This is a genomic window from Chitiniphilus shinanonensis DSM 23277 (genome assembly GCF_000374805.1).
Lineage (GTDB): Bacteria > Pseudomonadota > Gammaproteobacteria > Burkholderiales > Chitinibacteraceae > Chitiniphilus > Chitiniphilus shinanonensis.
Window position 1 is genome coordinate 252,347 of the sequence record NZ_KB895335.1, and the last position, 22,712, is coordinate 275,058.

Below are 22,712 nucleotides of genomic sequence, written 5' to 3' on the forward strand. Positions count from 1 at the left end.
AAGCGCGAGCAAGCCAAAACCCCACCAGAATGTCATCACGTGCACTCTCGCTCTGCTCAACGATCTAGCGCTCGGAACGGAAGTTTTATGATGGAAGAATAAAGAGGATGAGGTGAGCCTTGATACGCTCGCCGGCAATGCCCGCATCCAACCCATCCTGCAACGGGAAGCTCAATGCTTCGGCGCCTTGCCGTGCTGCCTGAGCAATGCGGCGGCCTCCCGCCGGTCGGCCTGTTCGGCCAGCATCAGCGCGGTCTTGCCGCGCTGGTTCTTGAGGCTTGGATCTGCGCCATCAGCCAACAGCAGCTCGATCAGCGCAACGTCGCCCCGCAGTGCGGCGAGCATCAATGCGGTGGTGCCCTGCCGGCGGACCCGTGCATTCACCGGCGTTTTCATGGCCAGCAGTCGTTTCGCCAACGACTGCTTCGCCGGGCAGGTCGTGCCATCCGGGCATGAGGCCATTGCCAGCAGATGCAACGCGGTCATGCCACCATCCGTCATGGCAACCGCGCTGGCGCCCAGATCGAGCAGGACATGCGCGTTGTCCCACCGGCTCGCGGCGATGGCGCTCATCAACGGCGTGCCACCGTCGCTGTCCCTGGGTTCGTCAGGGCGCGCGCCACGATCCAGCAGGTAGCGAACTTGGGCGGGCGTGCTGATGACCGTGGCGTAGCCAAGCCAACTCATGTCGATGAGACAGGCGTTCGGGCTGGCGCCCGCCTGCAGCATGCGGGCGATCCCTGCCGTGCCCGCGCTGGGCGCCAAGGCGTTGAGGAAGTGCACGGCGTATTCATCACCCGGCAGTGGCGGGATCGGCTTGTTCGTCGCTTGCGCACGCGCGGCTTGCTCGCTCCAGTTCAACAACTCGGTCACGTCGACCTCGGATGCGGGGCAGCGATCGACCGCGGAAGATGGCGCGGCACCCGCGACCGTTGCTTGAAGCAGGATGCCGATGACCAGCGCCTGCGATACCGCCCGGCACACGGACCCGGAAACCCTCATCGCCAACTGAAAGCCCCTTTATCGGTTCCCGGTTGGCACGGCGGTGCGGCGACACCCGAATTTGCCGATCACCGCTTGCCCAGCAACTGCGCGATGCTTTGGTTTCCCGCCGCGATGGCGAGATCGCGCGCAGTCTGGCCGCTGCTGTTTTTCTGCGAGACATCCGCACCACGGGCGAGCAGCACCTCGACCAGTTGTTGGTTGCCCAGCTCCGCAGCAATCATCAATGCGGTATCGCGGGTTCCGAATGCCGTCGCATTCACACGGTAGCCCCCATGCCGGATCAAGTAATCGGCGAACACGGCGGCGCCACGGAAGTCGTCATTGAGCGCGACCAGCGGCAGCAAAGTGGGGTTTTGAGCCGCATCGGGCAGACGGGCGCCGGCCTTGAGCAACTGGCAGGCAATGCCGAACTGGCCAGCGGCCAGCGCCCCCTGGAAAGGGGTTTGCCCGCTCCAGCCCGGCGCATCAACTTTGGCCCCGGCCTTGAGCAGCTCCTGAGCAGCCGGCCAGTTGCCTACCACCGCCGCCATCTCCAGCCACGTGTAACCCAAGGCACCTTGCTTTTGATCCAGCGCGCGCCGATTTTGCTGAAGCAGCATTCTCAACCGGGAGGTCGGTTCCCCGGCCACGATGGCATAACGAACCGCATCAGTGCGCGAACCCAACTTGAGCGGTGGCGAGTAGGGCTTGATTTCCACCCGCTCGCAAAAGGGCCGCAGCACAGGGGGCAACTCGCCCGCAGCGGAAATAGCCGGGCCACAAAGCTGCAAGGCAACAAAACAGAGCAGCGTCTTGAATGACGACATGGAGTCCATTCCACAAAATCGAGGCTATTGCTGACCGGCGTTCTGCATGGCGCTCTGTAGCAACGCATTGGCCTCATCGTAACGGTGCTGCGTCATCAGCTGGATAAATGTCTTGGACTCGTACACATCAAAAATGCCCTTGTCCTCAAGCCGCTTGGCAATCTGCATCGCCCGCAGCGCGCTGATTCCACTGGCCTTTTCCGTATCCAGCAACCCAATCCCCAAGTCAACCAGCGGCCCCAAACCCCGCGTGACCACGCTGCCCTTGGCCGCCCGCAACGCAGCCTCGGCGGATTTCAGCTGAGAGGCCGCCTTGGCGCCCGCCGTCGCCTGGCGCGCGTCCTCGGCCTTCAGGTACTGGCCCAGCCGCGAGGTCGAATAGGTGGCCTCCTTGGTCGGCAAGGTGCCGGCCTTGCTGCCCAGCACGTCGGCGAACGGGCCCCAGCGGTCGCGCTTCATCGCGTCCTTCACCGAGGTTTCCAGCCATTTTTCCAGCGTGCCGGAGAACTTGCCGGTGAACAGCCCGGCTAAACCACCGGCCGCCGCTTCGAGGTTCTTCGAGCCGGCCTTCATGCCTATCATGCTTTCGCTGAGCAGGCGGAACTGCGGGTAGCGTTGCAGCAGCAGCCAGGTTTGCGGGTCCTGCCGCTTCAGTTCCGCCATCACCGCCGCCATATGCGTGGGACGGTTGCGCCGCAGGTATTCCAGGTAGTTCAGGTAGTCGTTCAGCTTGGGGATGCGCTTTTTCGCTTCGCCGATCAGCGTCTGCGCCTGCTGGTAGTCGGCCCGGGCATCCCGGTCCATGCCACGGCCGGGCTGCACGCTTTCCACCTTGCGGCCGCGCGGGTCGAGCGGCGGGCGATCCGAGTATTCGACGTTGCCGTAGGCATCGGTGATTTTATAAAGCGAAGCCATTGCACTCATCCCGTCAATTCGACAACGCCGACATCACGGCGGCGGCGGCGTCCCGGCTTATCCGCAAGGGCGAATCGCCCTAGGCGCCCCAATTGGCCTGCCTGAGCGACTTCAGTATCGCCACGGCGGGATCGCTCGCGCTGCCCGCCCCCATCGGCGGCGACATTCCGCCCAGGTCGGCGCCGGGTTCGAGCACGCGGCGGTGGATCAGCTGGCCGCGCTCGAAGCACAGCAGTTCGGGCAGGTCTTCGGGCAGGTAGTCGCCGATGAATTCGGCATGCTCTTCCAGATCCAGCCACAGCCAGAGGTGCAGCGGATGGCTTTGCTGTTCGGTCGCCGCCGTGGCAAGCAGGGCCGGGTAGAGGGTGCGGCATTTCTCGCACCACGCCTGCGCGCCCAACACCACGCAGGCGCGGGTGTCGGCCTGGTTCAGGCGGTCCGCGATGCGGCGGGCATCGGTCCATGGGTCCAGCAAGGCGATGTCGGACGAGGGGGTCATCGATGCTCCGATACAGGCTGCGGCGCGGCGTGGGTGTCGGCGAACACGGGGCCCTTGACGCGCGTGGCGGCGACCGGGGCCAGCAGCATCAGCCCGTGGGCGGCGACGGCGCGCACCGCGTGGGGATGATCGCCGTCGACCACGTTGCGCAGCCATTCCCGGCTGGCGGGGCGGCCGAGCAGGTGCCGTTCGGTGTTGGCGACATTCGGCACCGGATACGCGACGATCCGCGCCACGTCCGGCTGGGGCAGGCCGTTGTCCGCGTCGCGCTGCGCGTCCTGGAGCGCGAACGGATCGCCCGGAGCGCCGGCCGCCGGAGCGCCGGCCGCCGGATCGCCCGCCGCCACATCGTCCGCGATGGTCTCCACGACCGCCTCGTCCGACTCGATCACCAGGCCGTGCGCTTCCAGGTCGATGCCGGTCAAGGTCTGCCAGACCCAGCCGGCGTGGCGAGCCAGCAATGGGTCCTGCATCCAGGCGACGATGCGCGGCAACTGCGCCAGATCGCCGTGATGCAGCAGGAAGGTCAGCGCCAGGCGCGGCGGCAGCTCGCGCAGGATCGCCGCGGCGTCGGGGCTGCCCGGCGGCGTCAGCCACGCCAGGCAGGCCAGCCAGCGCAGCAGCCGGCGCAGCACCCACTGCCGCGTCGCGCCGCTGCTTCGTTGCAGTTCGGCCAGTTGGGGCGGCAACACCTCGCGCAGGATGCGCCGGGCATCGAGCAGGTTGGCGTGGGCAGGGGCGCGCGCATACAGGCGCGCCAGCCCGAGCGCGGCCTCGGCGCGCACCGGCGCCTCGCTGTCTTCCAGCAACCGCCGCAGCAAGGCCGGCGGCGAGTGGTCGACCGTCGGCTGCAAACCATCCACCCATTTGGATTCCCACGCGGCGACAAGCTCGCTCAGCGGGCCGGTGGCCTGTTCATGGGGCAGCGCGTCGCCCCAGGCGCGAATCGCCATCGCGGCCAGCGCGCGGCAGGCCGCGGCGCGCACCCACGGCGACGGCTGCGCGCCGGGATCGTCGAGCAACGGGGCCAGGCCGGGGAACGGGTCGAAGCCGCCCGGCGTGGCGCCGATCAACGCGGCGGCGCGCAAGGCGGCCACCTGCCCGATCTCGCCGCGTTGCGCCAGATACGCCAGCGCTTCGGGCCGGGCCGCTGCCGGCAGCCAGGCCACGGCGCTGATCAGGCCGCGCATCAGCGATTCCGGGGCGGCGGATACCCGGCCCAGCAGCGCTTCGATGGCCGCTGGGTCGCGGTGGCGCCACTGCAAACCCAGCCAGGCGGCGACGAAGGCTTCGCCCGGCTGGCCCCAGCGTTCCAGCGCCTTCAGCGCGGGCGCGACGCCGTGCTCCTCGGCGACCAGCAGCCCTTCCAGATGCGCATCGAGCAGGCGGTTGAAGTGCGCGTGCCGCTCCGGGTAGAGGTTGAACGCCCGCGCCGCGCCGTCCAGTTGCGCCCAGTAGAACGCGGCATCCTCGGCGTGGCGGATCAGCAGCGGTTCGATATGGGCGGAGATCGCGGCCTGCATCAGCGGCCGCCCGCATCGTGGCGCGACGGAAGCATCGGCCGGCTCATGTCAGCGACACGTTCATCGCCTGCGCGATGGCGCGCGCGGTCATGCCGGTCTCGGGGTCGGCGGCGTCCGGGTTCGCGCCCAGTTCGATCAATCGCCGCGCCACCGCGTCGTAGCCGTCCCACGCGCCCTGGGCGCTGATCGCGTTGACCAGCAGCAGCCAGCTGTGCGCTTGCAGCGCGGCCAGATCCAGCGCTTCGGGCTGGCCCAGCGCCGCCAGGGCGGCGTCGGGACCATCGTTGCCGATCACGTCCAGCAGCGCCTGCATACCGTCGTGGTCGGTCAGCCGATCCTGGCCGCGCCCCAATTGCTGCCGCGCCGCGGCACGCGGCGATTGCTCGGCGAAGGCGAACGCGGAGAACAGCAACGTCCAGGTCTTGCCGTCGTAGATCGCCGCGCCGTGGGGGCTGGCGGTCAGCATCACCTTGCCGTCGGGGCTGACGTCGATCACCCCGCTGGCGTTGCGGATCGCCGCCGGCTGGTCGGGCGGCTCGATCAGCTTGCCGTCCTGCAACACCCACAAGCCGTGGTCCGAGCCGCACCACAGCCGGCCGGCGAACCACGCGGTGTCCTTGAACTGCAGGCTGAAGTGGCCTTCCAGCAAGCGCTTCCAGCGATCGTCGCGCCCCACCCACAGCGAACCGCCGTTGCCACTGATGTAGACGTTGCCATCGCCGGCGCAGCACACGGTGTAGAGCAATTCGTTGGACGGAAAATCGATCTGCCGCCACGCCTTGCCGTCGAAGTGCCAGACATCGCCGGCGCCGCCGACGGCGTAGAGGTCGTCCTCGGCAAACCCGGCGATATCCTCGAAGCCGGTTTCCAGCACGCCTTTACCTTCCTTGGCCAGCCGCTCGGGGACGGGCGGCGACACGGGGAACGGTCGCCAGTCGTCGGCACCGGCCCGGATGCGCAACTGCCGCGCCGTGCCGGCCACCGTCAACCGTCCGGCGATCCGGGTCACCTTGGTCGGCGACCACCAGTATTCGGAATCGGGAATCTGGGGCGGGATGTCCTGCTCCACATTCGCCGTGGGCGCGTCATACCAGAAAACATGCCTGCCCATGTCCACCGCGACGAACTCCGACTTGCCATTCGCCTCGGCATACGCCACCCGGGTGAAGTCGAAATAATCCGCCTCCTGGAAATAGAAACGCCGCTCCATCGGGCGCTCCATCCGTGCAAACAGAAAGCGCGTACGCGGCAACGGATCGCGATGCGGGGAATCGGTGGCTTCGACCAGGATGAAGCAGTAGCGCGTGTTGTCGTAGCCGACCGCGCAGTCATAAACGGTAAAGCCTTTGAAAAAACGCTCGTACCGCTCTTTGTCGCAAATCATTTCCATCACGTTGTCCTTGAACCCGCTCTTAGGCGTCGCCGCCGCTCGTCAATACGCTACCGCCGCCCGCCATCCCCGAATGCGGACGCACCTTGGCTTTGTCCAGCCCGCCGCACTTGTGCGCATCCTTGTAGTACTCGTCCAGCTGCGCCTTGATGCATTTTTTGTCGCAGCCAAAGGTCAGGCTCACCATATTGGCCATTTCGTCGCGCGCCGTTTCGTAGTCCATGGTCGGCTTGGCCATGTGCATTCCCATCACCTTCTTGGTCGCGGCATGCGCCGCGCCGTGCGTACCGTGGCTGTTGGTGGTGCCTTCCAGGCAGATGGTGGGCGCGCCGGCTTCGGAGTATCCCTCCCAGCACTTGTCCTTGGGCAGCTTGTCGCGCGGCATGTCGCTGAGCTTGAGCGCCGATTTGTCCTTCTTGCCGGTGTAGCTGTTCTTCCAGCTGTCGAACGCCTGCTGTTTCGCCGCCGGGTCGGCGTCGCGGAACATCGAGTCGGGCAGCAGGTGGTGCCCGGTCTGCCCCGGGCAGCAGCCCTGCCCCGCCCAGTTGGCGGTGTTGGTGCCGGACTTGCTGTAGGGCACCAGCGTGCACTTGCGCGCGCGCAGGCAGGGGTCGGCCGCGGCCAGCGCGGCCTGCACGTCGCTCATCAGCGCCTGGGCCTGGTCGCTGTTGATGTCGGTGAGCTTCTTGATGTCGTACTTCTTGAAGGCGTCCTGCACCTTGCCGGCGGCATCCTTCAGCCGCTGCACCGTGTCCTTGATCTCGGCGACCTGGGTCTTGAATTCATCGTACATCTGGTAGGCCTGGACGCCGGTATACACCGCGTCGGCCACGGCGATCACCTGGCCGATGATGGGAATCCAGCCGGTCAGGCCGCGGCGCGCGGCGAAGGCGGCGGCCTTCTTGGCGGCGAACTCGGCGGCCTCTTTCTCCAGCTTCTCGATGACCTTCTGCTTGGCGATGTCCTCGATCTGGCCCCACGCCTTGGCCGGGAAATCATCGACGTCGTCCACCCAATCCTGGAACTCCTTGACGCTGGAAGGCTTGATGAACAGCCCATCGCAGTGGTTCAACACCCACGAGCCGGAGTTCTTGTCGGATTTGGTGGCCGGCAGGGTCTTGCTCTTCTTGCGTTTCTTGCGCTTTTCCTCGTCGTCCGCGCACTTCTTTTCCAGCTTCTCCTTGTCTTCCTTGCACGCTTTCTTGGTGGAGGCGTCGTCCATGTAATACGTGGGCGGCGTGTTGCTGGGCTGCGAGCCGTGGTTGTGGGTGGTCAGGTCGGTGTGGCGCGCCACGCCCAGCCCTTCGAAAATCACATCCAGCGACCACTTGGTGAAATACGCCTTGCCCTTGATCACCCGCGTCTTCACGCCTTTCTGGAACGCCTGGGTGGCCGCCTCGTTGCCGGTGCTGGTGGCGAAGTAGGAGCGATCCTCGATCGCCACTTCCTTCCTGGCGATCAGCACACTGGTGGTGCCCTTGGTGATGTCCTTGGCGTAGGCGGTGTTGGGATAGGGAATCACGATCGGACCGGCGCTGGGCGCGGGCGGGCTCCAGCACGGATCGGGAAAGGCGGCGATCGATTTGCCGTCGGTCTTGGCCGCCTTGCAAGCGATTTCCAGATCGTTGGCATAGACGTTGGTCTTCATGAGGCTTCCCGGTAGCGGACGATCAGCGCGCTGCGCAGCCCGTCGTCGTTGGCCAGATGCAGCAGGCCCCGCTCGCCGGGCCCGGCGCGACGGGTCATGGCGTCGGCCAGCCACGCCAGCGTCAGCACGCCGTTGGCCGCGCCGATCTCGCCGACGCTGCGCGCCAGCAGTTCGTGCGGAAATTGTTCGATGCGGTGTTCCAGTGCGCGCCCGATCGCCAGCGAGGCTTCCTTGAAATACGCGCTTTCGCCGGTCATGCCGCTGATCTGGAACGCCTGGTCCGCCACCTTGCAGCCGGCCTGGGCGGCCGCATCGCGCATCGCCTGCACCAGCGCCTTGGCGCGGTTGGGCTTATCGCTGCCCCAGTGCGCTTCCTCCACCGCCTCGCCCACGCCCTCGATCCACACCCCGCGGCCATGCGGGTCGGGCCGGCGGGTCAGCACGATGGCGGCCGCGCCCTCGCCGGGGATGAAGCCGTCGCTGTTCTCGCTGGTCTTGATGCGCTCTTGCGCCAGGTAGTGGTTGATCACCGGCGCGGACAAAAAGCTGTCGACGGCGACCACGATGCCGAAGGCGCTGTCGGACCGCGCCTGCTGCAAATGCTGGCTGACCCGGCGCAGCGCGGCGGCCAGGCCCGCCTTGCCCAGTGGCAGTACCGTGGATTCGGCGTGGCAGCGCAGGTCCAGCGCGGCCTGTGCGTCGTCCAGCGCCTGCGGCAGCCAGTGGGCGCCGGCACCGGGTCGCCCGGCCTCGGGCGCCAGCACCACGACCAGCGGCGCCGCGTCGGCCGGCAGCGGCTGCCACGGCGTCAGGCATTCGGCCAGCACCCGTTGCAGCATGTCGCGCCAGCGCGCGGCGCCCCAGACTTCCACCTGGTGCAGCGCCGCGCCGACGATGGGTTCGTGGCCTTCGGCCAGGAAATCCGTCTCGCGGAAGTGGTTCATCCGGGCGTTGATCGCCGCCGTCGCCGCCGGCGCGGTATGCCCCACCGCGCAGCAGATGCCGCGCCCGGCGATGCGCAGCGGCTTGAACGCGGCCGACGCTTCGGGCGCGGCCTCGGGCTGCTGCATCCGGCTCAGGGTTTTCCAGAAACCGTTCATGTCGGCAATGCTTCCTGCTCGGTCGGCGCGGGGCTGGCGCCGCAACCGGCGCAGCCGCCGCTGCCCAGCCCCAGCACCTTGTCGCGCCACCATTGGCTGTTCACCGGCCCCAGCGCCACGGTGTCGAATTCCTGGATGCGGCGGCGGATCGGCACGCTGGCGCGCCAGATGGCGCTGAAGCGCGGACCGTCCGGGTCGTCCAGTTCGAAATACAGGGTATCGACCACCGGCGACGGCTCCTCGACGCTGTAGTCGGTGCGCAGCACGCGCAGCTTCAGGCCGTCCAGCCGGGGCAGCACGAAGCGCACGTCGTCGCGATCGGGCAGCATGTTGCGCAACACCACCGGTTCGCCGCCGCGCGGGTAGTCCATCTGCTGGTCGAGCGGCGCGCACTGGTTGAAGCGCTCGTCGAAATCGGCCGGCAGCAGCGGGAACACTTCCTCCTGCCACTGCGCGTCGTAGGTGCCGGCGTAATCCCGGCGCGGCAGCCAATGGCGGCCGACGGCCGAGCAGGCGACCGGCTCGTAGGGGCCGCCCGGCTTGCGGATCGGCTGCTCCAGCGATTCCAGGCTGGGCGCGGGCGCGCCGTCCAGTTGCTTGAGCGTGTGCTTGCCGGCCCAACCCAGGCCGACCGGATTGCTCAGCAGCGCCTCGGTCAGCACCTGCTTCTTGTCGCCCTTGCCGGTTTCGTATTCGCGCGTGCCGCCGTAGGCGAGGCCGTAGTGCAGCGGCTGGCGGGTGAACGGCTCGGGCCGGCTCAGGCCCAGCCGCCCCAGGCGCTTGCGCCAGATGCGCGGGCCGAGCACGCGCAGGCCCTTCTTCAGCGGCCCCACCTGCCACACCACCGGCAGTTCGCGCACCGGCTGGCCGCCGGGACTGTGGGCGCTGGCGTCGAACAGCACGTCGCAGCGCGGCTTGTGGCGGACGAAATCGCTGCCGTAGAGCATGGCGCTGACGCCGGGCTCACCGACGTGCAGGTCCGCCGGCACCAGCGGCGACGGCGGCAGCGGCTGCGGGCGCTGTCCGGGCAGCGGCACGCGCCAGCTGGCCTTGGCGACGATCACCAGATGCTCGCGCCCGTGGAGGTCGAGCGCGGTGAAGGTGCTGGCCAGCAGATGCCGGGTGCCGACGATCACTTCCATGACGATCCCCCGAACCAGAGTAGTCCTGCCCGGTGGGACGGCAACGGCGATCCGGCAAGAAAGTGGAGGCTGGAAAAACGCACGGCCGGCGATTGCTCAGTTGAGGTTGACCGAGCCGCCCAGGATGCGCTGCGTGGCGCTGGCGTGGCTGGTGATGTAGGTGCCGCGCAGGGTGATGCGGCCGTCGGCGGTCATCACGATGGCGGCGTCGCCGCAGCGCAGTTCGATTTCCCGGGCGGCGTGCAGCGCGACGCGCTCGCCGTCCACCCACAGGTCGAGGCCGTCGGCGGCGGCGGGCGCCGGGGCCGGCGTGGCCGGCGCGCCCAGCATCAGGCCCAGCACGATGGGGCGGCGCGGATCGTTGCTTTCGAACCCCAGCGCCAGTTCGCAACCGATCTGTTCCGCGCCGAGGGCGACCATGCTGCGCGCGCCGACCGACGTCAGGCGCAGCGCGGGCACATGGACCAGCGGCAGCCCGGCCGCGTCGAAGCCGGCCAGTTGGCCGACGGCGATGCCGGTGGCCGTAGCGGGCAGCGTGGCGGTCTGTTCGAGCACCGAGTCGAGCAGGTCGGCGGACGCGGCGTCGGCTGCCGCGCCCGTATCCGGCTGAGTCGCGGCGGAAGTCCTGGCGGGCGCATTCATCTCAGTTCTCCAGGATCTTCTTGGCCTTGAGGGTGATGTTGCCGTCGGCCTTGAGGATCTGGTCGTCGCTGGTGCCCAGGGTGAAGGTATGACCGTTGAGGATGATGGTGCCGTCGGATTTCATGGTGAAGCTCGACTTGCCCACCTTCACGGTGAATTCGTCGCCGGCGTTGATGGTGAAGCTCTTGCCCACCACCACGTGCTTGCTCAAGCCGACCTCTTCCGCCTGGACCAGCGCCACGGTGGTGTTCATCGCCGCGCCCACCGAAGTCTGGTAGGCGCCGCCGATGGTCAGCGCCTTGGCCAGGCCGATGGTCTCGGCCTTGGCCATGGCGACGGTCTCGACCTTGTTGCCGCCGACGGTCACCGAGCGATTGCTGCCGATCTGCACGGTCTCGTTGGCGCCCACCGTTTCGGTGCGGTTCACGCCGATGACGATGGTCTCGTTCTGGCCCACGTCCTCGCTGCGGTTCTGCCCGATGCTGATGGTTTCGTTCACGTCCACCCGCTCGCTGCGGCAGTTATGCACGGTGATGGTTTCGTTGTTGTCCACCGTCTCGGTGCGGTCGTGCTTCACCTGCACCGTTTCGTCGTTGTCCACGGTCTTGCTGCGGTTATGGCCGACCCAGTGGCTTTCGTCGTTCTCCACTTCGATGCGCTGGTCCTTCTCGGCGTGCAGCCACAGTTCTTCCTGGCCCTTCTTGTCCTCGAAGCGGATGGCGTTGGCGTTCTCGTAGGCGCCGCCGGGGCTGGAGCGGCTGAGCAGGCCGCTCTGCGTCTTGTTGGCCGGCAGATCCCACGGCGGCATGGTGGCGGCGTTGGGCACCATGGCGGTGATCAGCGGCCGATCGGGGTTGCCGTCCAGGAACTGCACCACCACTTCGCTGCCGATGCGCGGCACCGAGACGCTGCCGAAGTTGGGGCCGCTCCAGCTGGTGGCGACGCGGATCCACGCGGACGACTTCTCGTCGTAGGCGCCTTCGCGGTCCCAGTGGAACTGCACCCGCACCCGGCCGTATTCGTCGCAGTGGATCTCCTCGCCGGGCGGGCCGACCACCAGCGCGGTCTGCAGGCCGTAGATGCGCGGCATGCTGCTGTTGAAGCCGCGCCCCGGCAGCCAGGGCACGGTCTTGCGCTGGCAGGCGAACTGGCCGCGATACAGCGCCGGCTGTTGGCCCGCCATCAGATAGTTGTTGTCGACGGTGTGGCGCACTTCGGTGACCAGGAACTCGCGGCTCTGCGGGTCGCCTCCCAGCGCCGACGCGTCGTAGGCGCCGCCGAGGGTGAAGCTGCGGCCAGCCTGTACCTGGCGATGGTTGCCGCCGCCGGCGAAGTGCTTGCCGGTGGATTCGATCTCTTCCATCCGCTGCCGCGCCAGCCGCTCGCCGTCGCCGGGATGCTTGAAACCGTAGGCGCCGGCGTATTCGTAGACCTCGATCTCCGGCACCTCGCCCTGCCGGTTCAAGGTGTTGTCCAGCACCTGCTGCGGCTTGGGGTTCTTGAAATCGAAGCTGACCGAGGCGACCTTGCCGGACACGATCTGCCGCACCTGCGAAAACTGGTCGATGCCGTCCCGATCCAGCCCGTGCGCCTCGTCGGACCAGCTCAGCACGCTGTCGCCATCCACCGGCGGCGCCTGGGTGGAGTCGTCCGCCACGATCAGCCGGTGGCCGTCGGCGGCGTGCTCGTACCAGTAGAACCAGCCCTGGGCCTCCCAGCGGCGGTGCAGGTAGTTGTAGTCGGATTCGTCGAACTGGCAGGCGTCGGTCATCGCCGGGTCGGCGCCGTTGACGCGGCTTTCCCAATCCAGGACGGCGGGGTAGTCGGCGAACACCTGTTCGGTCTGCTCGCGCAGCGTCTTGCCGTGGAACAGGTAGTTGTCGTGGCGCAGCCGCAGGAACGCCAGCCAGGGCAGCAGCAGCATGTCGTAGACCGCGTAGCCGCCTTCGTTGCGCACGTAACGGAACTCGAACACGTAGCCGTTGAAGTAACGGGTGGTGCCGTCCTCGCGCACCAGCTGCAAGGACACCATCTTGCCCATCACGTCCTTGAGCGCGATGCCCGGATCGTCGGACAGCACTTCCACCACGTAGCGGAAATCGCGCGACAGCCCTTCGTCCGCATCCAGGCGATTGGGAATCAGCGTGGCGGCCGGACCATCGTCCTTGGGAAATTCGAGCGTGAGCAGGCGGTTGTGCTGGGCTTCCAGCAGCCCTTGGAGCAGCTGCGCGGCGTTGAGGGCGTCGAACATGGGCGTCCTGCTGGAGGAAACGGAGATAAAGGGATGTGGAACGGCCGCACGGCTGATCTTATTCAGGAATCACTGATTGCTGATATTTATCGTCAGCCAGCCAGATGCTATCAGGCTGTTCTTTAGGTGAACAACCGGCCTGCCGCGCCAGCGGTGGAAATCCTGCGATTAATGGCCCACGACCCGCATTTGCGCGCTGTCGCCCCGCCGTGGCTGGCGTTCCCATCACATTGCCTGCCCCGGAATACCGCCGCATCCGATGATGATGGCATGAATCATGGTTCTTACCCCAACCTGAATAGGTGCCGCACCATGTTGCATGGCGCATTTTTCGATGCCGCCGAACAGGCCACTTTGTCAACGTGCAGCCCAGCACATCAGGCCCGTCGCGCATCCAGCCTGAAACGAAAACATTACAAACAAAGAAAAAATAAAGCAGTCGAGTGCCGCTCGATCGATCGTGCGGTACACATCCCAGGTTATCGCCAACGCGGCAAATGAAAGCGCTTGCTGCAATGCAGCACGTTTCGGGCTACGCCTTCGCCTTATCCGATGGTCGGCCCGCCGCCCGTGGCAACCTTCCCGCCCTCCTGAAATTTTCTTGTTTTCATTCATCGACTTATTTCCAAATCAGCCCGAAATCGCTTGGCGGCCACGCGCTCAACGGATGACTTCTGTCGACTTGCCTTCGCTGCACTTGCACAATTCATTAGGTCCACGCAGACTTGCCTTGGTGAAAACAAAAGGTTTTCAAAAGTTACAAGTAAGTTAATTCAACAAAGCAAAGGATTGGCGACGGTCGGGCCGGCAGGATCTGAATGGTCCGGGCGACGTTGCATCGGTAGACGAGCGCGGCGGCATGCCGCGCGCAAAGGGCGGGCAATGATTCTGCACATGGTGCTGTTCAAGTTCAAAAGCGGTTTCTCGTGGCAATCCCCCATCGCGCTGGACGCGGAGGCCAAGAGCAAGGGCCATCCGGCGCACATCAAGGAAATCCTGGCGTGGTTGACCGGCAGGGATATCTCGCGCCGCGAGGTGGCGGCCGACTTCACCATCGCCGGCCTGTTCAAGGATCAGGCGGCGCTGCAAAGCTATCTGGTCGATGCCGACCATATGGAAGGCGTGGTGCTGTGGCGCGAGATCGCCACCTGGCAGGTGATCGACATCGATCTGGATGCGCGCACCACCACCCACCTGGGCATCCACGAACTGTTGAGCGTCGGGGATTGACGGGCATGCGCGACAAAAACAAGGGCGTGCTGTTCATCTGCGTCGCCGCGTTCTTCTGGAGCACGTCATTCTCGGTGACCAAGCTGCTGCTGGCCACGGTGCCGCCGCTGACCATCGGCGCGATCCGCTTCTCGCTGGCGGCGCTGATCCTCTATGCCCTGATGCGCTGGCGCAACGGGCCGGCGCGGCGGAGCCAGGACATCAGGCGGTCGCTGGCGGCGGGGTTCGTCGGCATCTTCGTCTACTTCGCGCTGGAGAACGTGGGCGTGCAGTTCGCCACCGCCAGCGACGCCACGCTGATCATCGCCTCGTACCCGGTGATCACGCTGATCGGCGAGGTGTTGTTCCGCGGCAAGAAGGCGGGCGTGGCCGAGGTGGGCGGGATGATCCTGGCCTGCGTCGGCGTCTACCTGATCGCGGCGCACGGCGGCCAGTCGGCGTCGGCGCTGCGCAACTGGGGCGTGCTGATCCTGCTGCTGGGCGGCGTGGTGTGGGCCGCCTACAACCTGCTGATCAGCAGCACCGCCACCCGGCTGGACCCGCTCAGCGCCACCTGCTACCAGACCATCGCCGGCGCCCTCGCCTTCGCGCTGGCCTGCCCGATCGAGGCGCATGCCTGGCGGGCGCCCGGCGCGCTCGACGTGGGCCTGCTGCTCTACCTGTGCCTGTCGTGCTCGATCCTGGCCTTCCTGCTCTACAACGCCGGGGTCAAGTACGTGTCGTCGTCCACCGCCGTCAACATCCTCAACCTGGTGCCGCTGTTCGGCATGGTGATCGCGGTGGCGGTGCTGGGCGAACGGCCGTCGCCGATCCAGATCCTGGGCGGCCTGATCGTGGTGGCGGGCGTGTACATCGTCAGCGCCATGGACGACAAGGCGAACCGCCCCCTCGAACATCAACAACTCGCTCGCCAATCAAGTGGAGGTTTGGAATGAAATACGACGCCGCCGAGCACAAGTGCGCCATCATCGTCGACGGCGAACTGCCGGTCGGGCTGGCCGCCAACGCGGTCAGCGTGATCGGCATCAGCTTCGGCCGGGAGATCGAGGGCATCGTCGGCCCCGATCGCTACAGCAAGGACGAGATCCGCTACCCCGGCGTGATCTATTCGCCGCTGCCGGTGCTGTCCGCCGATGCCCAATCCATTTCGGCCATCCACCAGAAGTGCCTGGAAGAGCCCGGCGTCTACCTGATGCCGTTCAGCGACCTGGCGCAGTCCTGCAAGACCTACGACGAATACACCGAGAAGTTATCCAACACCGACAACGAGCGGCTGAAGCTGGTGGCGCTGGGGCTGGTCGGCCCCCGCAAGCTGATCAACAAGCTGACCGGCAATCTGGTGCTCTTCAGATAGGAACCGACATGTACGCCATCTTCAAGGAAGACGCGCTCAACCTGGCGCGCGCGGTCTACACCGAACACGCCCAGTTCGAGCAGCAGGCACTGTCCGAAGCCGACCTGCGCGCCAGCCGCGAGCGCCGGCTGGAGCAGGTGCTGCAACACGTGTGCGAGCACTCCGCCTTCTATCGCCAGCACCTGGGCGGACAGGTGCTGGCGGCCAGCGCGCAGGGCCGGCGCGTCGGCATCGAACAGCTGCCGTTCACCACCAAGGATCACCTGCGCGAGCGCGGCTGGGACATGGTGTCCGCGCCGCTGGGCAAGGCGTGGGTGTACTACGAGACCACCGGCACCACCGGCAAGGCCACGCCATGCCCGCGCAGCGAGATCGATTCGATCTACAACAACACGCCGCTGATCCTGCGCTACCGGCAGATCCTGAAGCAGCACGGCGCCGAGCACATCGTCGGCGTGATGGGGCCGACCGAGGTGCACTCCACCGGCGACACCTTCGAAGACGTGATGCGCAGCCTGGATTTCCCGGTGGTGAAGATGTGGCCGCGCTCGCCGGTGATCGGCAACCAGCGCGCGGCGACGCTGATCGAAGACCTGAAGATCACCGCGCTGGTGTGCACCCCGGCGGTGGCGATCTCACTGGCCAAGCACTTCCTGGCGCAGGGCAAGGATCCGAAGCACACCAGCGTGCGGGTGCTGTTCACACTGGGCGAGCTGAGCACGCCGCAGCTGCTGCGCAACCTGGGCTCGGTGTGGGGCGCCGAGGTCTACAACTGCATGTACGCCTCGCAGGAGGCGTCGATCATGGCGGTGGCCCGGCCGGACCACCAGCTCTACACCGTGCCGCTCAACAACCTGTACGAGCTGCTCGACCCCGACACCGGCACCCCCATCGACGTGGCCAGCCACGACGAGGAATACACCGGCGAGCTGACCATCACCCATCTCTATCCCGGCCAGAAGCCGCTGGTGCGTTATCGCACCGGCGACATGATGCGGGTGCGGCGCCAGCCCGATCACACCTGGCAGGTGACACCGATCGGCCGGGTGCGCGATCGCCTGATCCTGAATGGCCGCAACGTCTGCGCCTACGACATCGAGGCCGCGCTGCTGGAACACCTGGACGGCTGCCTCGATTATCAGATCGCCATCGAGCAGCACGACGGCACCGACCGCATCGCCGTGGTGGTGGCCAACCACGCCCCGGGCAACCTGGTGCTGGATACCGAGCGCGCCGCGCGCCACATGCTGGATGCGCTGGGAGTGCCGGTGCGCATCGAGGTCGGCGAGACCGACGCGATCACCGGCACCTCGGCGATGGTCAGCTGGAAGGCGGCGCGGGTGCACGACCGGCGCGTGGCCGACGACCACGAACGCCAGGCCGCGCTGAAGAGCTTTGCCAACCGGGGAGCCTGAGATGAGCGCCACCACCACCGCGCCGCGCCACTACGGCTGGGTCCACCTCGACGGCGAGCTGCGCCCGGCCGGCGACGCCAGCCTGCCGCTGACCACCCAGGCCTTCAACTACGGCACCGGCGTGTTCGAGGGCATCCGCGCCTATCGCACCCACGCCGGCGCGCTGGCCGTGTTCCGGCTCGACGACCACCTGCGGCGGCTGCAAGCCTCGGCACGCCTGCTGAAGATCGATTCGCTGCCCGACCTGCCCGCGCTGCGCGACGCGGTGCTGGCGGTGCTGCGCCGCAACGAGTGCAACGAGGACTGCTACATCCGGCCGCTGGCGTTCAAGAAAGCCCTGCTGCCGGGTGCCGGCTTCGGCGTGAAGCTGCACGGCGTCAGCGACGGTTTCGCCATCAACTGCCTGCCGATGCCCAGCCCGCCCGTCATCGGCGCGCTGCGCTGCTGCGTACCGGCGTGGCGACGGGTGCCCGACTACTGCATCCCGGCGCGCGCCAAGGTCACCGGGCTGTACGCCAACTCCGCCCTGGCGATGGAGGCCGCGCACAGCGCCGGCTGCGACGACGCGATCCTGCTCAACGTGCTGGGCAACGTCGCCGAGGCGACCACCACCAACGTCTTCATCCGCAAGGGCCGGCGCCTGCTCACCCCGCCATCCACCGCGCACATCCTGGAAGGCATCACCCGCGACACCGTGCGCCGCCTGGCCGCCGAGCACACCGATCTGGTCATCGAGGAACGCGACATCGCGCTGACCGACCTGTACGGCGCCGACGAGTGCTTCCTGACCGGCACCGGGCGCGAGATCGCCGCCGTGGTGGCCATCGACGGCTACCAGATCGGCGACGGCCAGCCCGGCCCGACCGCCAGCGCGCTGTTCGAGCAATACCGGGCCGCGGTGCGCGGCGGCCTCGATCGCCATTCCGACTGGATCACCCCGGTCTACTGACATGGAGCTTGTCCTATGCAGAACATAAATCTGGCCCATGTCGGGTCGGCCAATGTCTTCACGCTGGGGCCGCAGGGCACCAGCAGCGAAGCCGCCGCCAGACACCTGATCGGCCACATGCAGCAATACTCGCTGTGCGACGAAGGCTCGGTCTGGCTGAGCGAATCCTACGAAGGCGCCCGCGACCAGTTGCTGGCCGCCAGCGACGGCCTGCTGCTGGTGGCCAACGCCTACGCCCACGTCAACGATTTCTACATGGACAACCGGCTCAACCTGGCGGCGGCCTTCGTCTTCGACACCCCCTTGTACGGCATCGCCAGCAAGAAGGAAGCCGCCCTGCCCAGCGACCTGGTGATCGCCACCCACCCGGCCCCGACGCCGCTGATCTACCAGCTGCTGCCGGAGGGCTTCGGCATCAAGGAGATCGTCAACCGGCTGTCGACTAGCGCCTCGGCGCTGGCCGTGGTCAACGACGAAGTGCATGCCGCGCTGACCACCGCCAAGGCGGCCGATGCCTACGGGCTGAACTTCATCTCCGCCACCCGGCCGATCCGCATGCTGTGGTCGGTGTTCACCCGTGGCACCGGCCCGCGCCTCGGCCTGCGCGCCAACGACGCGCAACACCTGGCGGTGGCGCTGTAATGCGCTTCTACAGCGACGCGGAGATCCGCCGCGTGTTCACGCCGCAACAGGCGCTGCGGGCCGCGCGCCAGGCGTTCGAGCTGTTGGGCGACGGCCACTTCGTGTTCTACCCGCGCCAGGTGTACGAATCCCCCACCGGCTTCATCGGCCAGATGCCGGGCTACATCGCCGCCGGCGCGCATCGCGGCTTCGGGGTGAAGAACATCGTCGTCACCAAGGCCAGGATCGACGGCCTGCCGTCGCATAACGGCGTGGTCACGATCTTCGACCCCGACAGCGGCATGGCCCAGGCGGCGTTCGACGCCAGCACCATCACCGAATTGCGCACCGCCGCCATGTCCGCCTTCGCCACCGACCGGCTGGCGGCGCCCGGGGCAACGACACTGGCGCTGCTCGGCGCCGGCGACCAGGCGCGCGCGCACCTGGCGGCCATGCTGGCGATCCGCCCCTTGCGCCGGGTGCGGGTATGGTCGCGCAGCGCCGAAAGCCGCGAGCGCCTGCTGGCCTGGGCTCGACGCAACGTGCCCGCCGGCTGCGTGGTCGAAGGTTGCGCGGCGGTCGCCACCGCCGTGGCCGACGCCGACATCGTCTGCACCGTCAGCGGCGCCAGAAGCCCCATCCTGTCCGGCGACATGCTGGCGCCGCATGCGCACGTCAACGCCATCGGCGCCTCGCGCCCCGGCGCCGAGGAGCTGGACCCGTCGGTGTTCCGCGACGCGACCGTCTACCTCGACTGCCGCGCGGCCTGCCTGGAGGAATCGAGCGAAATCCAGCGCTACCTGGCGCAGTACGGCGACGCCGCGGCCACCGCCCTGCGCGACGCCTTCGACTTGTGCGCCGACACCGCGCGCCCGGCGCCGGGGCGTACGGTGTTCAAATCGGTCGGCTTCGCCGCGCAGGACCTGGTGGCGGCACGCAGCATCGAACGACTCTGCCAGGCGGCGTGCCTGCCGCTGATGCCGGCCTGAGCGCCTTCGCCAGGGGCTCGGCGCTTCAAAACGGACAGGGGCCTGGCAATGCCAGGCCCCTGTCCGTTTTGCACCCATCGGGATCAATCCACGCGCGGATGCACCGTCACTCGCGCCGCGCCATCCTCGTCCGCCACCTCGACCCGCACCGGCAGGAAGCGCTCGATCACCATCGCGTTGGTCCGCAGATGCGACGAGGCGCAGGTCGCGGTAAAGCGGCCGCCACCGGCCAGCGCCAACGGCAACAGCAGTTGATCCGCCAGGTGCTCGCCGACGGCCGCACGGCCGGCGAGGTACTGCCGGGCTTCGCGCGCGGCACGGTCGGCCACCGCCTCGGCGCTGACGCCGCGTTCGCCGAACGCGGTGAACACTTCGCTCACCTGCTCGTGCACCACCTCGATCAACAGCACGTTGCCGGGGCCTTCGTCCGGCGGCAGCACGCGCGCTTCGCCGGCCACCTCACCCAGGTGTTGTGTCACGCGCGCCAGTTCGCGCTGGGCGACATGCGCCGGCACCCGCGCCACCAGCGCCTCGGCCCGCACCTGGCGCAGCGCGCCGCGTTCGGTCAGATCGAGCGGCTGCAATGCCGCGCACGGCGTGACGGAGGCCCGCACCTCGCCACCGCCCGCCGGATAGAAGCCGTGGCGCAGCAGCACGAGCTGTTGCTGCACGCCCAGCGTGGCCACCAGCGGCCACCAGGCGCGGATCAGGAAATCGGCTGGCGGCGCCGCCTGGTTGTGGGTGCCGCCGCTGACCGTCACCGTACTCGGCGCATCGGCGAACCACAGCGCCGGCAGCACCGTCTGCAATACCAGCGTGCAACTGCCGGCACTGCCGATGGCAAAGCGATAGTCGCCGCCCCGGATCATGCCCGGCACGAAGCTCAGGCGGGTGGAACCCAGCTCGGCGCCCTGCACCGTCGCGCCGCAGATCGCGGCGGCGGCCTGCACCGCCGTCAGGTGCTGGCGCAGCAGGCCCGGCTTGGCGCGACCGGCGCGGATACGCTCGATGCGGAACGGCCGGCCGCTGATCGCCGACAGCGTCAGCGCGCTGCGCAACACCTGGCCGCCCCCCTCGCCTTCGGCGCCGTCCAGCGCCAGCCAGTCTTGTTGTTGTGTCGTTTTCATCTTTGCTATGTCGTCGTTGCCCCGGCTCGCTCAGTGACTGATCGCCATGCGGTACAGCAGGCGGTCCAGCGCCGCGTCGTCGCCCTCGGGCTTGTTGAAATCCTGCGGCGCCTGTTCGGTCGCCAGTTCGCGCTCGATGAACGCGTGGATCAGCGGAAAACGCGGGCCATGCTCCGCTTCGCCCGCCGCCATCTTGATCGCCAGCAGGCGATTGATCTCCGCGCGCAGCGCGTCGTCGGTGACCATCGTCTCGGCCAGTTCGGCGAACCGCATCGGCGGCCGTCCGCGCCCGGCGTCGATCCAGCGCGCGGCCAGCAACGGCCGCAGCACGTACAGGTACTTCTTCAGGCGCACCGTGTCGCCTTGCAGGTACCCGCGAAAGTTCTTGCGCGCCATCATCAGGTAATGCCAGCGCCCCTTGCGCTCGGAAAAGAACGCCAGCGCCAACGCGCGCAACGCGGCCGCCGCCTCGTCGTCGGCCCGGTACACCACCGGCGAATCCAGCCATTCCAGCAAGGTGGGGTTGGAACGGCGCAGCAATTGCAGCGCCTTGCGCAGCTCCCAGCCAGCGATGTCCAGTTCGTCGCTGATCGGCAGCTCGATCACGTCGCGCTGCGGTTCCACGCGCAGATACCAATCCAGCCGGTGCACGTAGACGAAACGCACGTCGTAGTCGCTGTCCGGCGAGGCGAAACCCCAGCCGCGACTGCCCGACTCGCAGGCAAACAGCACCCGCACATCGTGCCGCGCTTCGATCGCGGCCAGTTCATCCATCACCCGCTCGCGCACGACGGGGTCGATGGGATGGGCGCTCAGTATGGTCATGGTTCTGACTTCCTTCTTTTTGTCTTGTGGAAGGCCCCGACCGCGCAGGCGGTCGGGCCTACCCCTTCACGCACACCACCTGACGCAGCGTATGCACGATCTCCACCAGTTCCGACTGGGCCTGCATCACCGCGTCGATGTCCTTGTACGCCATCGGGATCTCGTCGATCACATCGGCGTCCTTGCGGCATTCCACGTGCGCGGTGGCCTGGATCTGGTCGTCCACGGTGAAGCGCTTCTTGGCCTGGGTCCGGCTCATGGTACGGCCGGCGCCGTGGCTGCACGAACAGAACGCTTCCTCGTTGCCCAGGCCGCGCACGATGAAGCTCTTGGCGCCCATCGAGCCGGGGATGATGCCCAACTGGCCCTTCTGCGCCGATACCGCGCCCTTGCGCGTGACCAGCACGTCGCGGCCGAAGTGCGTTTCCTTCTGCACGTAGTTGTGGTGGCAGTTCACCGCCTCCACGTCGGCCGCGAACGGCTTGGCGATCACGCGGCGGGCGGCGGCGATCACGTTCTGCATCATCACCGCGCGGTTGCGGCGCGCGAAGTCCTGCGCCCAGCCCACGGCCTCGACGTAGTCGTCGAAGTGCCGGCTGCCTTCGGTGAAGTACGCCAGGTCGCGATGCGGCAGGTTGGCGATGTGCTGGCGCATATCGGCCTGGGCCAGTTCGATGAACAGGTTGCCGATGGCGTTGCCCACGCCGCGCGACCCCGAGTGCAGCATGAACCAGACGCGGTTTTCCTCGTCCAGGCACACTTCGATGAAGTGGTTGCCGGTTCCCAACGTGCCCAAGTGCTTGTGGTTGTTGGTGTTCTTCAGCTTGGGATACTTGTCGGTGATGGCCTTGAAACCGGCGGCCAGTTCGCCCCACATGGCGTCCACGGTGGCGGGCGGGGTCTCCCACGACCCCTTGTCGCGCCTTCCCGGCGTACGGCCGTGGGGCACCGCGGCCTCGATGGCGCTCCGCAACCCGGCCAGGTTGTCCGGCAGATCCGCCGCGGTCAGCGTGGTGCGCGCGGCCATCATGCCGCAGCCGATATCCACGCCGACCGCGGCCGGGATGATGGCGCCCAGCGTGGGGATCACGCTGCCGATGGTCGAACCCTTGCCCAGGTGCACGTCCGGCATCACGGCCAGGTGCTTGTAGATGAAGGGCATGCGCGCGGTGTTCATCAGTTGCGCGCGCGCTTCGTCCTCCACCGGCACGCCTTGGGTCCACATCTTGATCGGAGCGCCGTCGGGGACGGCGAGGGTGTCGTACTTGTTCATGTTCCTGT

At 67.4% G+C, this 22,712-nt stretch carries 22 protein-coding genes; 7 read left to right on the plus strand and 15 right to left on the minus strand.

Going from position 1 to position 22,712, the window contains the following annotated elements; genetic code table 11:
• Positions 1 to 171 precede the first annotated feature (171 nt).
• The 12 genes from C556_RS0103120 to C556_RS23390 form a co-directional block, all read right to left on the minus strand.
• Positions 172 to 873: an ankyrin repeat domain-containing protein gene (locus tag C556_RS0103120; protein WP_169338587.1), complete on the minus strand. Its 702-nt coding sequence runs from the start codon at positions 871 to 873 to the stop codon at positions 172 to 174.
• A gap of 197 nt (positions 874 to 1,070) precedes the next feature.
• Positions 1,071 to 1,811, minus strand: coding sequence for an ankyrin repeat domain-containing protein (locus C556_RS0103125; RefSeq protein ID WP_157235764.1), 741 nt, complete (start codon positions 1,809 to 1,811; stop codon positions 1,071 to 1,073).
• 24 nt (positions 1,812 to 1,835) lie between these two features.
• Positions 1,836 to 2,726, minus strand: a complete 891-nt coding sequence (locus tag C556_RS0103130; RefSeq protein ID WP_018746773.1) for a DUF4124 domain-containing protein — start codon at positions 2,724 to 2,726, stop codon at positions 1,836 to 1,838.
• 79 nt (positions 2,727 to 2,805) lie between these two features.
• Positions 2,806 to 3,225 carry a thioredoxin domain-containing protein gene (locus tag C556_RS22570; RefSeq protein ID WP_020608481.1) on the minus strand — a complete coding sequence of 140 codons (420 nt, stop codon included), beginning with the start codon at positions 3,223 to 3,225 and terminating at the stop codon, positions 2,806 to 2,808.
• Positions 3,222 to 4,748, minus strand: a complete 1,527-nt coding sequence (locus C556_RS21400) for a hypothetical protein (protein ID WP_018746774.1) — start codon at positions 4,746 to 4,748, stop codon at positions 3,222 to 3,224. Before C556_RS21400 ends, C556_RS22570 begins: the two co-directional genes overlap by 4 nt.
• Positions 4,749 to 4,791: 43 nt before the next feature.
• A complete protein-coding gene (locus tag C556_RS23560; RefSeq protein WP_018746775.1) occupies positions 4,792 to 6,138 on the minus strand; it encodes an ankyrin repeat domain-containing protein in 1,347 nt (448 codons plus the stop codon).
• 22 nt (positions 6,139 to 6,160) lie between these two features.
• Entirely contained in the window at positions 6,161 to 7,786 is a 1,626-nt protein-coding gene (locus C556_RS22060) for a PAAR-like domain-containing protein (protein WP_018746776.1), read from the minus strand.
• A complete protein-coding gene (locus C556_RS0103150; RefSeq protein WP_018746777.1) occupies positions 7,783 to 8,886 on the minus strand; it encodes a hypothetical protein in 1,104 nt (367 codons plus the stop codon). Before C556_RS0103150 ends, C556_RS22060 begins: the two co-directional genes overlap by 4 nt.
• Positions 8,883 to 10,028 carry a DUF2169 family type VI secretion system accessory protein gene (locus C556_RS0103155; protein WP_018746778.1) on the minus strand — a complete coding sequence of 382 codons (1,146 nt, stop codon included), beginning with the start codon at positions 10,026 to 10,028 and terminating at the stop codon, positions 8,883 to 8,885. The genes C556_RS0103150 and C556_RS0103155 overlap by 4 nt, the downstream gene beginning before the upstream one ends.
• 96 nt (positions 10,029 to 10,124) lie before the next feature.
• On the minus strand, positions 10,125 to 10,670 hold the full coding sequence (locus tag C556_RS0103160) for a DUF6484 domain-containing protein (protein ID WP_018746779.1): 546 nt from the start codon (positions 10,668 to 10,670) through the stop codon (positions 10,125 to 10,127).
• A 1-nt stretch (position 10,671) separates the two neighbouring features.
• Positions 10,672 to 12,921, minus strand: a complete 2,250-nt coding sequence (locus C556_RS0103165) for a type VI secretion system Vgr family protein (protein ID WP_018746780.1) — start codon at positions 12,919 to 12,921, stop codon at positions 10,672 to 10,674.
• 357 nt (positions 12,922 to 13,278) lie between these two features.
• Positions 13,279 to 13,536, minus strand: coding sequence for a hypothetical protein (locus C556_RS23390; protein ID WP_169338588.1), 258 nt, complete (start codon positions 13,534 to 13,536; stop codon positions 13,279 to 13,281).
• Positions 13,537 to 13,803: 267 nt separating this feature from the next.
• Between C556_RS23390 and C556_RS0103170 the strand changes: the two genes are divergently transcribed.
• From C556_RS0103170 to C556_RS19135, 7 genes are read left to right on the plus strand one after another with little or no spacing between them, the layout of a single operon-like run.
• Positions 13,804 to 14,151 (plus strand): Dabb family protein, encoded by a 348-nt coding sequence (locus C556_RS0103170; protein ID WP_026262765.1) that lies wholly within the window; start codon positions 13,804 to 13,806, stop codon positions 14,149 to 14,151.
• A 5-nt stretch (positions 14,152 to 14,156) separates the two neighbouring features.
• Complete coding sequence (locus C556_RS19125) at positions 14,157 to 15,086, plus strand: DMT family transporter (protein WP_018746782.1); 930 nt, start codon at positions 14,157 to 14,159, stop codon at positions 15,084 to 15,086.
• Complete coding sequence (locus C556_RS0103180; RefSeq protein WP_018746783.1) at positions 15,083 to 15,505, plus strand: DUF2000 domain-containing protein; 423 nt, start codon at positions 15,083 to 15,085, stop codon at positions 15,503 to 15,505. Before C556_RS19125 ends, C556_RS0103180 begins: the two co-directional genes overlap by 4 nt.
• A gap of 8 nt (positions 15,506 to 15,513) precedes the next feature.
• Positions 15,514 to 16,920 carry a phenylacetate--CoA ligase family protein gene (locus C556_RS0103185; protein ID WP_018746784.1) on the plus strand — a complete coding sequence of 469 codons (1,407 nt, stop codon included), beginning with the start codon at positions 15,514 to 15,516 and terminating at the stop codon, positions 16,918 to 16,920.
• A gap of 1 nt (position 16,921) precedes the next feature.
• Positions 16,922 to 17,869, plus strand: a complete 948-nt coding sequence (locus tag C556_RS0103190; RefSeq protein WP_018746785.1) for an aminotransferase class IV — start codon at positions 16,922 to 16,924, stop codon at positions 17,867 to 17,869.
• A 15-nt stretch (positions 17,870 to 17,884) separates the two neighbouring features.
• Entirely contained in the window at positions 17,885 to 18,511 is a 627-nt protein-coding gene (locus tag C556_RS19130; RefSeq protein WP_018746786.1) for a hypothetical protein, read from the plus strand.
• Positions 18,511 to 19,479 carry an ornithine cyclodeaminase family protein gene (locus C556_RS19135; protein ID WP_018746787.1) on the plus strand — a complete coding sequence of 323 codons (969 nt, stop codon included), beginning with the start codon at positions 18,511 to 18,513 and terminating at the stop codon, positions 19,477 to 19,479. The genes C556_RS19130 and C556_RS19135 overlap by 1 nt, the downstream gene beginning before the upstream one ends.
• Before the next feature lie 83 nt (positions 19,480 to 19,562).
• Here C556_RS19135 and rtcA read toward each other — a convergent pair whose 3' ends face one another.
• From rtcA to C556_RS0103215, 3 genes are read right to left on the minus strand one after another with little or no spacing between them, the layout of a single operon-like run.
• Positions 19,563 to 20,606, minus strand: a complete 1,044-nt coding sequence (gene rtcA, locus C556_RS0103205) for an RNA 3'-terminal phosphate cyclase (RefSeq protein WP_018746788.1) — start codon at positions 20,604 to 20,606, stop codon at positions 19,563 to 19,565.
• Positions 20,607 to 20,636: 30 nt separating this feature from the next.
• Positions 20,637 to 21,431, minus strand: coding sequence for a nucleotidyltransferase domain-containing protein (locus tag C556_RS0103210; protein WP_018746789.1), 795 nt, complete (start codon positions 21,429 to 21,431; stop codon positions 20,637 to 20,639).
• 58 nt (positions 21,432 to 21,489) lie between these two features.
• Positions 21,490 to 22,704 carry an RtcB family protein gene (locus C556_RS0103215; RefSeq protein WP_018746790.1) on the minus strand — a complete coding sequence of 405 codons (1,215 nt, stop codon included), beginning with the start codon at positions 22,702 to 22,704 and terminating at the stop codon, positions 21,490 to 21,492.
• Between the last annotated feature and the right edge of the window lie 8 nt (positions 22,705 to 22,712).